This is a genomic window from Clostridium aestuarii (assembly GCF_026735135.1).
GTDB lineage: Bacteria > Bacillota > Clostridia > Clostridiales > Clostridiaceae > Clostridium_H > Clostridium_H aestuarii.
Genome location: NZ_JAPQER010000012.1, coordinates 1 through 10498, shown reverse-complemented (window position 1 = coordinate 10498; position 10498 = coordinate 1). Strand labels below are relative to the sequence as shown.

At 30.1% G+C, this 10498-nt stretch carries 9 protein-coding genes; all 9 read right to left on the bottom strand.

What is annotated here, in order from left to right; translation table 11 throughout:
• Positions 1-62 precede the first annotated feature (62 nt).
• A complete protein-coding gene (locus tag OW763_RS16005; protein WP_268042510.1) occupies positions 63-1049 on the bottom strand; it encodes a helix-turn-helix transcriptional regulator in 987 nt (328 codons plus the stop codon).
• A 219-nt stretch (positions 1050-1268) separates the two neighbouring features.
• Complete coding sequence (locus OW763_RS16000) at positions 1269-2558, bottom strand: dicarboxylate/amino acid:cation symporter (RefSeq protein WP_268042508.1); 1290 nt, start codon at positions 2556-2558, stop codon at positions 1269-1271.
• A gap of 149 nt (positions 2559-2707) precedes the next feature.
• On the bottom strand, positions 2708-3034 hold the full coding sequence (locus OW763_RS15995) for a thioredoxin family protein (protein ID WP_268042506.1): 327 nt from the start codon (positions 3032-3034) through the stop codon (positions 2708-2710).
• Positions 3035-3276: 242 nt separating this feature from the next.
• Positions 3277-5013, bottom strand: a complete 1737-nt coding sequence (locus OW763_RS15990) for an NADH-dependent [FeFe] hydrogenase, group A6 (protein ID WP_268042504.1) — start codon at positions 5011-5013, stop codon at positions 3277-3279.
• A gap of 22 nt (positions 5014-5035) precedes the next feature.
• Positions 5036-6829, bottom strand: coding sequence for an NADH-quinone oxidoreductase subunit NuoF (locus OW763_RS15985; RefSeq protein WP_268042503.1), 1794 nt, complete (start codon positions 6827-6829; stop codon positions 5036-5038).
• A gap of 14 nt (positions 6830-6843) precedes the next feature.
• Complete coding sequence (locus tag OW763_RS15980) at positions 6844-7251, bottom strand: (2Fe-2S) ferredoxin domain-containing protein (protein ID WP_268042502.1); 408 nt, start codon at positions 7249-7251, stop codon at positions 6844-6846.
• Positions 7252-7267: 16 nt separating this feature from the next.
• The gene (nuoE, locus tag OW763_RS15975) at positions 7268-7762 is read right to left on the bottom strand and encodes an NADH-quinone oxidoreductase subunit NuoE (protein WP_268042500.1); all 495 of its coding nucleotides are present in this window, start codon (positions 7760-7762) and stop codon (positions 7268-7270) included.
• 528 nt (positions 7763-8290) lie between these two features.
• Positions 8291-9934 (bottom strand): L-lactate permease, encoded by a 1644-nt coding sequence (locus OW763_RS15970; RefSeq protein WP_268042498.1) that lies wholly within the window; start codon positions 9932-9934, stop codon positions 8291-8293.
• A 207-nt stretch (positions 9935-10141) separates the two neighbouring features.
• A partial coding sequence (locus OW763_RS15965) for a 2-hydroxyacyl-CoA dehydratase family protein (RefSeq protein ID WP_268042496.1) occupies positions 10142-10498 on the bottom strand: 357 nt, incomplete at its 5' end.

The window sequence follows — 10498 nt, the reverse complement described above, 5'->3', positions numbered from 1 at the left end:
TTTCCTTAGCTTCAATCTATATTTTAGGTCTTGCCACCGACACAGACTGGCATTTTATTAAACTATTTATATTTTTTTCTCATATTTTCTATAACTTCTTTTATTTCCTCTTTAAATTTATCAGGATTTAAAACTTCTACTGCATCACCTTGACTTAATAGCCACATCTTTATTCCTTTTCCAAACATTTTTGTTTCTACTATATAACCGTCTTCTCTTTGTTCAATTATTTTAGCATTAGGAAGTCTATCTAAAACTGCCTCTATAGAATAACCTGTAAATTTAAATCTTATTTTTTGCAGCTCACCTGTTTGCATAAACTGAATTAATTTTTTAAATTCACCATCTTTAAAACGTTTACTGTATTCTATCTTAAATCTAGAATCTAAAATCTTATATTTTTCTATTCTGTCCACTCTATATATAGCAGGATATTCATAGCTTTTTCCTTCTATAAAAGCTATAAGATAAAAATAATATTCACAAAATAAAATTGCCTGTGGATATAGTTTTCGCTTTGAAACATTCTCATCAACTTCTCCATTTTTACCTATCTTGTGATAATAAATTTCTAAAATCCATTGCTGCTTTATAGCATCACTAAGTTCCCATAACTTGTCTATGAGTTTACCTCCATGTTTTGGAGAAATATAATTTTCTAGTTCATTATTAATAATAGCTTCTATGTTTGTCTTATCTTGTGCAACACAGTTCATTAAAAGCTTATCAATAACTAGATTCATTTCTTTGTCTATAAATCCTCTACTCTCTAAAAGCACTTTTGTAATAGCTAAAATATCCTTCTGATTAAGACATTTCTTATCTTGATTTTCCAGTACATATCCTCCTTTTTCACCTTTTTTTCTATCATATTCTATTTTTTTAAATTTAGATTCATTATAAAAATAACTTCTTATATCACTTATATATCTATCAAAAGTTCTACTACTAATCTTATATTTATTCATTACATCTTCTTTATAAATCGTTTTTCCTTTATTTAATTTATCATATATATATATTAATGCTTCTGATTTAAGCCTCTCCATATTTGATATTTTCACCTCATAATCGTTATTTTTTAACTTTTAATTCATTATTTTATTATATTCCTTATTATTAGACATTTTTACATATATTCCTCCATTTTTCTTTTCTTTATACATTTGCTATGTCCGTACAATCATTTGTAGCTTTTAATTGCTTATTTTGTGTTTTAGCCAATAAAAAAACTGCTCATTTATCTGAGCAGTTTTATTTCAATAATTTTAATTATTAATATTTGATTCAACACTTATTTCACTATTATATACATCTAAATCAAGTTCATTTTCTGAATTTGCAACAATTAATGTTCCTATCGCATCACCCGTTATATTAGCCGTTGTTCTGAACATATCAACTATTCTATCTACGCTCAATACTAATGCTGCACCTTCTATAGGTAATCCAACTTGTTGAAGTACCATTGTAAGCATTACAACCCCAGCACTCGGAACTCCAGCTGTACCTATAGACGCAAGAGTAGCTGTTAATATTACCATAAGTTGCTGTTCAAGGGAAAGATTCATTCCATATACATTAGCAATAAATATTGCTGCAACTCCCTGCATTACTGCGGTTCCATCCATGTTTATTGTTGCTCCTAATGGAATCGTAAAACTTGATATTCTTTCTGGTATTCCAAGCTTTTCTTCGCAAGCTTCAAGGTTAACTGGTATAGTAGCATTACTACTTGATGTACTAAACGCCACAACCATTACAGGCCAAAATTTCTTATAAAATTTAATAGGATTTACTTTACCTAAAATCTTAAGAGCAATTCCATATACAATTACAGCTTGTACTATTAAGACAAATATAACAACCCCTACATATTGGAATAATTTTTCGAGAACATCTATTCCTTGGAACATTATAACCTTTGAAATCAAAGCAAATACTCCGTAAGGTGCTGTCAACATAACTAATCCTATAATTTTTAAAAGAACCTCATTTGCTTGATTTATTACATTTAATAGAGGTTCTGCTTTTTTCCCTATAATTGTTATTCCTAACCCAAATAAAATGGCAAAAAATATTATTTGAAGCATATTTCCTTCTACCATAGATTTAATAGGATTTACAGGAACCATCTTAACAAATATGTCCATAATAAATGGTGCTTCTTTAGTCGTAATTTTAGTTGCACTTTCTAAGTTATTCATTCCAGTATTACCTGGTTTAAATATATTCGAAATTACTAAAGCTATACTGATAGCAAACGCAGTAGTCATCATATAATATGCTACTATTTTCCCACCTATTCTTCCAACTTTTTTTATGTCTCCCATACTAGCCACACCAGCTATTAAAGAGCATAACACAAGAGGTACTACAATCATTTTTATAGCTCTTAAAAACACTTTTCCTACTGGTTCTAGTACCCATTTACTTATAAGTTCATTTGCATTTGCAGGAAAAAATAAATTAGATATAATACCAAAGCCAACTCCTAAAGCCAGAGCCAAAAGTATCTTACTTGTAAGTTTCATTTTTTTATTTTTAGTTTTTACCATTTTTACTCGCTCCTATAAAAAATTTTAATATTTCTAGTTTTTCCATTATAATGTTACTATATCATCCCTTGCTTTGCAATATTTTTATTAAATTATCAAGAATATCAGAGCTTTTTTTAGTTTTTGTTATTTAACGAACTTTATTTCATCTAAACTATAAATAGTTCATAATATCTTTTTATATTTTCTTTTAATTCCACAATGCTTATAAACCGTCCTTTTCTAATTATTTCTTTTTTTTCAATAAAGAATAAAATTGTAGGCACCGTAAAAATAGAATATTCTCCTGCTACCTCCATTACTTCATCTATTTTTATATGCGCACACATTATCTTAGGATAATCCTTTAACATCTCTTCAACCTTTGGTAATAACACACTACAAACTCCACAATCATTACTAGAAAAATAAATTAAACTTAATTTATTATCCTTTATAAAATTCCTTATACCTTCTACTGTATTTAATTGCTTCATTGTTAACCTCCTTATATTTTCTTTAATAATTATATTATCATCTTATATTTCAAATAAAATCAACTTTTTTATATTTATTAAATATATAAAAAAAAATTGAGAGTTCTACAAAAGGAATTTTTAGTACTCAGTTAAATCCTTTTGTAAACTGCTAGTATCAGTTTGCTGATACAGCATATAAACTCTCAACTTTTTTAAAACTCAGCAAAATATCTAAATTCAGCGCAATATCTAAACTATAATTAAAACATATTTCTTTTTTCATAATGTGTATGAAGCAATTCATGAGCTTTATGCCCATTTGGCTCACCCAAAAACTCATCATATATTTTAGTTATACATGGATTTTTATGAGATTTTCTAATTGGAAGATGTCTATCTTCTTCGTAAATAGCTTTAGCTCTCACTTCTCTCACATCAATTTTTTCCCTTATCTTAGAATTTACTATAGGCTGACCACCACCTGTTACACAACCTCCTGGGCAAGCCATTACTTCTATAAAATCATAATGTTTTTTACCATCTCTTATCTGATTCATTACTTTCCTAGCATTTGAAAGACCATTTACAATTACAGCATTAATAGTTTTTCCACTAGGAAGTGTAATAGCAGCTTCTTTTATTCCTTCAACTCCACGAACAGCATTAAATTCTATATTTTCAAGTTCTTTACCTGATGTGATTTCAAATATAGTTCTAAGTGCAGCTTCTGCAACTCCTCCAGTTGCTCCAAAAATAGCACCTGCCCCTGTTCCTATCCCAAATGGATTATCAAATTCTTCGTCCTTAAGATTAACAAAATCAATTGAAGATTGTTTTATCATTTTAGCAAGTTCCCTAGTTGTAAGTACATAATCTACATCCTGCATTCCATTACGAGATAATTCTTCTCTAGTTTCTTCAAATTTCTTACCTATACAAGGCATAATAGATACTACAACTATTCGTGATGGATCAATTCCTTCTTTTTCTGCAAAATAACTTTTTATAACAGCACCTTCCATTTCATGTGGAGATTTACAAGTAGATAAGTTATTCAACATATCATGGAAATTATGTTCAACAAACTTTACCCATCCAGGACAACATGAAGTCATAAGTGGAAGATTTTCTTCCTTTTCAAGTCTCTTTAATAATTCTGTTCCTTCCTCCATAATTGTAAGATCTGCTGCAAAGTTAGTATCAAACACTTTGTCAAATCCCATTCTTCTTAAAGCAGCTGCCATTTTCCCTGTAACTCTCGTACCCATTGGAAGTCCAAATTCTTCTCCTAATGCAACTCTTACTGCTGGTGCTGTTTGAACCACTACATATTTATCTGAATTATCTAATTCATCCCAAACTTCTTTTATATTTTCCTTTTCAGTTAAAGCGCCAGTTGGACATGCCATAACACATTGTCCACAGTTTATACAAACAGTTTCAGCTAAAGGTTTATCATAGGCTGGCGCTATTTTTGTAACAAATCCTCTTCCTAAAAAATTTATTGCTCCAACTGATTGTATATTTTTACATATACTTATACATCTTTCACATAAAATACATTTTTCAGAGTCTCTTACCAGTGACGTTGAAGATATATCTATAAATGATTTTGATTTTTCTCCTTCATATTCTACATCATATATATTTAAATCTTCTGCTAATTTTTGCAATTCACAGTTTCCATTTCTTGAACAGGTTGTACACTCTCTTTTATGATTTGATAAAAGTAATTGTACAACAGTTTTTCTTGCACTCCTAACTTTTGGAGTATTTGTTTTTACCACCATACCATCTTCTACTTTAACTGTACAAGATGGTAATAGTTTTGGTCCAACCTCAACTAAACACACCCTGCAGCTTGACACTTCATTAATTTCTTTTAAAAAGCATAAAGTAGGTATTTCCACACCACTCTTTCTTGCAGCTTCTAATATAGTAATTCCTTTTTCTACTTCTATTTCTATACCATCAATAGTTAACTTAACTGTTTCCATCTTTTTTCACCTCTCAAAGAAATTATTCTTTAACTATAGCGTTAAACAAACATACCTGCATACATGATCCGCATTTTAAACATTTATCCTGATCAATCTTATATGGTTCTCCAACTTTACAAGTTATTGCACCTACGCTACAGTGCTTAGAACACATACCACATCTTTTACATATTTCTGGTCTTATATGATATTTAACAAGCGATTTACATGCTTTAGCAGGACATTTTTTATCTACCACATGAGCAATATATTCATCTTTAAAATATCTTAAAGTAGATAAAATAGGGTTTGGTGCCGTTTGTCCTAGTCCGCACAAAGCAGTATTCTTAACTTCTATAGCTAATTTTTGTAATTTTTCAATATCTTCTAAAGACCCTTTTCCATTAGTTATCTTTTCAAGTAATTCAAGAAGCCTTTTAGTTCCAATTCTGCAAGGTGTACATTTACCACAAGATTCATCTTTTGTAAAATCAAGAAAAAATCTTGCTACATCAACCATACAGTTATCCTCATCCATTACTATCATTCCACCTGATCCCATCATAGAGCCAATTTCTATTAAAGTATCATATTCAATTGAAATATTTATGTCTCTTGCTGGGATACATCCGCCTGACGGTCCTCCAGTTTGCACTGCTTTAAATTGTTTGTTGTTTGGGATTCCTCCACCTATATCAAATATGACCTCTCTTAGAGGTGTTCCCATAGGTATTTCAACAAGTCCTGCATTTCTTATTTTTCCGCCTAAAGCAAAAACTTTAGTACCAGGGCTTTTTTCGGTTCCTATTGTTCTGAACCATTTTGCACCTTTTAAAATTATAGAACATATATTTGCAAAAGTTTCCACATTATTAATTATTGTTGGTTTGCCCCAAAGTCCACTTACTGCTGGAAATGGTGGTTTAGTTACAGGCATCCCTCTTTTTCCTTCAATAGACTTAATTAATGCTGTTTCTTCCCCACACACAAAAGCTCCTGCTCCAAGCCTAAGTTCTATATCAAACTTAAATCCTGTTCCTAAAATATTCTCTCCAAGAAGTCCATACTCTTTTGCCTGATTTATCGCTAGCTTTAATCTTTCCACTGCTAAAGGATATTCTGCTCTTATATATATGAAGCCTTTATTTGCCCCTATTGCATATCCTCCTATAGCCATTGCTTCAAGAACAGTATGTGGATCTCCCTCTAAAACAGAACGGTCCATAAATGCACCTGGATCTCCTTCATCAGCATTACAAATTATATATTTTTGTTCATTATTTTGTGCTGATGCAAATGACCATTTTCTACCAGTAGGGAATCCACCACCCCCTCTACCTCTTAATCCTGATTCAGTAATAATATCAATAACATTCTGTGATGACATTGTAGTTAAAACTTTTCCCAAGGCTTTATATCCATCTAATGCTATATATTCATCAATATCTTCTGGATTAATAATTCCACAATTTTTCAGTACAATTCTATGCTGTTTTTTGAACATATTAACCTTATCCAAAGATCTTATTCTTCCATCTCCAGGCTTTAAAGTATACTTAAGTCTTTGAAGTGGTTTACAATTAACAAACTGTTCTTCTACAAGTTCATGTACATCACTTGGTTTTACATTAGCGTAAACTATTCCTTCTGGATAAACAATAATAACTGGTCCTAAATTACAAAGTCCTAGACACCCAGTTTTTATAACTTCTACTTCTCTATCAAGTCCAAATTGCTTTAATTCCAATTTAAATAAATTTATAATCTTTTTGGAATCTAATAAATTACATCCTTCACCACCACATATTAGAACCTGTGAATTATAAAATTCCATAAATCTCACTCCTATCAACCATTTATTATTGTAAAATCATTTAAAATTCTATTTTCTATAAGGTGTATAGTAAGCTGTTCTACTATTTTTTCATTTACTATATGCTCTTTCATAATTGTTCTTGCTTTTCCTGGAGTCATTTTAACATAAGTTACTTTTTCTTCACCTGGTTTTATAACTTCTACAAGAGGTTCCAACCTACAAGCTCCTATACATCCTGTCTTTACAAGTTCAATATCTTTAAGTCCTAAATTTTTTATTTCTTCCTTTATAGCATCATAAACAGGTGCTGCTCCTGCTGCTATCCCACAAGTTCCCATTCCTACAGTTATTCTTATAGTTTTTCTATCTTTTCCCTGATTAACTTTTGATAAATTATCAGCTTTTATATTTTCAAGATCCTCTATAGTAAGATTTCTCATAATTGCTAACCTCCCTTTATTTATACTCCTCCAATATTTTGGGAATATCATTTGGTGTTACTTTTCCGTAAACGATATCATCAATCATCATTACAGGAGCTAGTCCACAACTTCCAAGACATCTAGCTGCCTCCAATGTAAATTCACCATCCTTAGTTGTTTTTCCAACTTCTATTCCAAGTTCTTTATTTAATTTTTCAATAATAGCTTGAGCACCTTTAACATAACAAGCTGTTCCCATACAAACCTTTATTACGTGTTTTCCTTTTTGTTCTAAAGTAAATAATGAGTAAAAAGTCGCTACTCCATATATTTCAGACATAGGAACATTTAATTCTTTAGAAACTACCTGAAGAGCCTCTTCTGGAAGATATCCATATAAATCTTGTACTTCATGCATTACAGGTATTAACGCACCTTCTACATTTTTATATTCCACTGATATACCTTTTACTTTTTCCAATCTTTCATCATTTAAATTACATCCACAACAATGCTGATTTTCCTTCAAAATAATCACTCCTTAGCAATTAATGTAAAATATCATATTATTTTCATTGTTTTCTGAATAATTGTACTTTTGATATAATTGTATTATAGTACAAATTGTAATTTTTTTAAACATTGCCTATTTATTAACAATTATTCTTTATATCTTATACATATTTCACTTTATCATTGAATTTTTTCACATTATTTCAGTTATTCATATGTATTATTATAAATTTTCATAAATAGATATGATCAATTTTGATATACAGTTAACAATTTTATATACATATATTTTAATTTTTGTAATTGCATTGCTTATTATGTACTTATTTTGAATATATTGTAATTAATCGTATGTATTTAAATAAAATTTTCTCTTTCATTATCTATCATTATAATTTTTATACCATTTTTATATTTTTAACCTTTAATCTCCAAAATAAAAGAGCAGCTAGTATATCTAGCTACTCTTAAAATAATATATAATTTAATGGAAATATATTTAGTGGCTGTTATTAAGAATATAATAATTTAAATTCACTTTACTCTAAAATATATTTGGCATAAACACCTTAACAATAATCATTGCAAAAATTCCAGTTAATATACCATAAGCTACTGCTATTTTTATGTTATTTCTTAAAACTTCGCCTTCTTTACCTACTAATCCAACTGTTGTTAAAACAGCAACAACATTATGCACACAGATCATATTTCCTGCTGCTGCCCCTATTGATTGTAAAGCAAGTATTGGTGTAATAGGAAGTCCTATTTCTTTAGCTGCACTTAATTGTAGTCCTCCAAACATGATATCTGAAACTGTAGCACTACCTGAAATGAACGAACCTAATGTTCCTACAACTGGTGCTATTAAATACCATCCACTACCAGCTAATCCTGCTGCTGTTTTAGCCATAACTATAAGCATTGAATCTGTACCTGTAGCTGCACCTGAATTCATTAATATATAAGTCATTCCTAAAGCAAAGAATAATGCTATTGCCGCTGATTTAATTTGTCCAACTGTTTCTTTCCACGCTTTACTAGCTTCTTTTCTATCAAGTCCATGCATAAATGGAATTATTAATGCCACTAACATAAATGGTATAACACCTGGGTTATATAGTGGTTTAATTCCTCTACTTATTGATGTTCCAAGAATATTGCTCCAAGTAATATCCCATGATTTAAGTATAGGAGTAATTCCAATCCATTTTAAACGTCCTAGTAATAATAGTATACCAATTAATATATATGGTGCCCAAGCTTTACCCGCACTCATAATTGGTTTATCGTTTTTATTAGAGTCAACTGCAACTTCATTTTGCCCATCTTCAGCACGCTTGAAATCCCAATTAGTTTTTGGTACAAATAATCCTTTTTTTATTGCTACAATAAATATTGGTATTGCTATTAATGCTCCTAATAATGCTGGTAGTTCTGGTCCAACAACACTTGCAAGTACAAGTTGTGGTATTGTGAATATTAATCCACCAAATAATGCTAATGGTAATACTTCTAATCCTTTTTTTATACTTTTATCTACTATTAAAGTCATAGTACAAACCATAACTAAAGGTATAAAAGAACCTACAATCAGATGTAATATAGCTGCAAATCCACCTATGCTTGTTAAAAAGGCATACATTTCTCCAGTATATCCTGATGCTTTAATCATAGCTTCTAAATTAGCAAATCCACCTATTATTGGTGTACCTACAGCGCCAAAACTAACTGGGGCACTATTACCAATTAACGCAACCATTGCTGCTACTAATGGTGGAAATCCTAATCCTACTAATAATGGTGCTGCTACTGCTGCTGGAGTTCCAAATCCTGCTGCCCCTTCAAAGAAAGCTTCCATTAAGAAACCGATTACAATAACTTGAACTCTTCTATCAGTGGATACAGTTGCCATTGATTGAGCTATTCCATCAATTCCTCCACTTTTTTTCATTATTGCTAATATTAACAAAGCGCCATATACTATAAATAATATATCTATAGTATTTATTGCTCCAGAAATAGTAGCTGCTGCTAACCATTTAACTGGCATTTTCCAAAATATAGCTGCTATTCCTCCTGCTAAAACAAATCCTACAGGCATAGCTTTTGTTGATGGTAAATTAAATCCTAACATTAGTATTCCTACAATAAGAATAGGTATTAAAGCTATTAGTGCTAATCCCATAATTTCACTCCTTTAATAAAATAAATAATTTCGTTTAATTTAATAAAATAAATAATTTCGCTTAATCAAAAATAAAATATGTAATTTATATTTTTAAAACTTAAAATATAATCAATAATTCATAACTAAAGATAATATTATAATGTTATACATCTCTACCTTATAAATTCTTATAAGGTAGAGATTTCTACATTATTTATTTGGAAATTACATCATTTCAGAGAAACTTTGTACTCTTGTTTTAACTTGTTCAAAGGATGTTGTTTCTTGATCAATTTCTATATATAAGCTCTTTATTCCAGCTTCTTCAAATTGTGCATAGTATATTGGATAATCGAATTCTTCTGGATCACAGAATTTCATCATACAAACTACTACTGCATCTGCATTATATTTTTTAACCATATCGATAAGCATTGGTCCCCTTGGCTTTTTAGCATCTGTTGCTAGTGAACAGCCATCAAAATTTTGCCACCATTTAGCTAATCTGTATAATGGATCTGTTCCTTCTGGAACATCATTTCTAAATTGTCTTGATTCTTGTGCAAGATCATCTGCAACAAC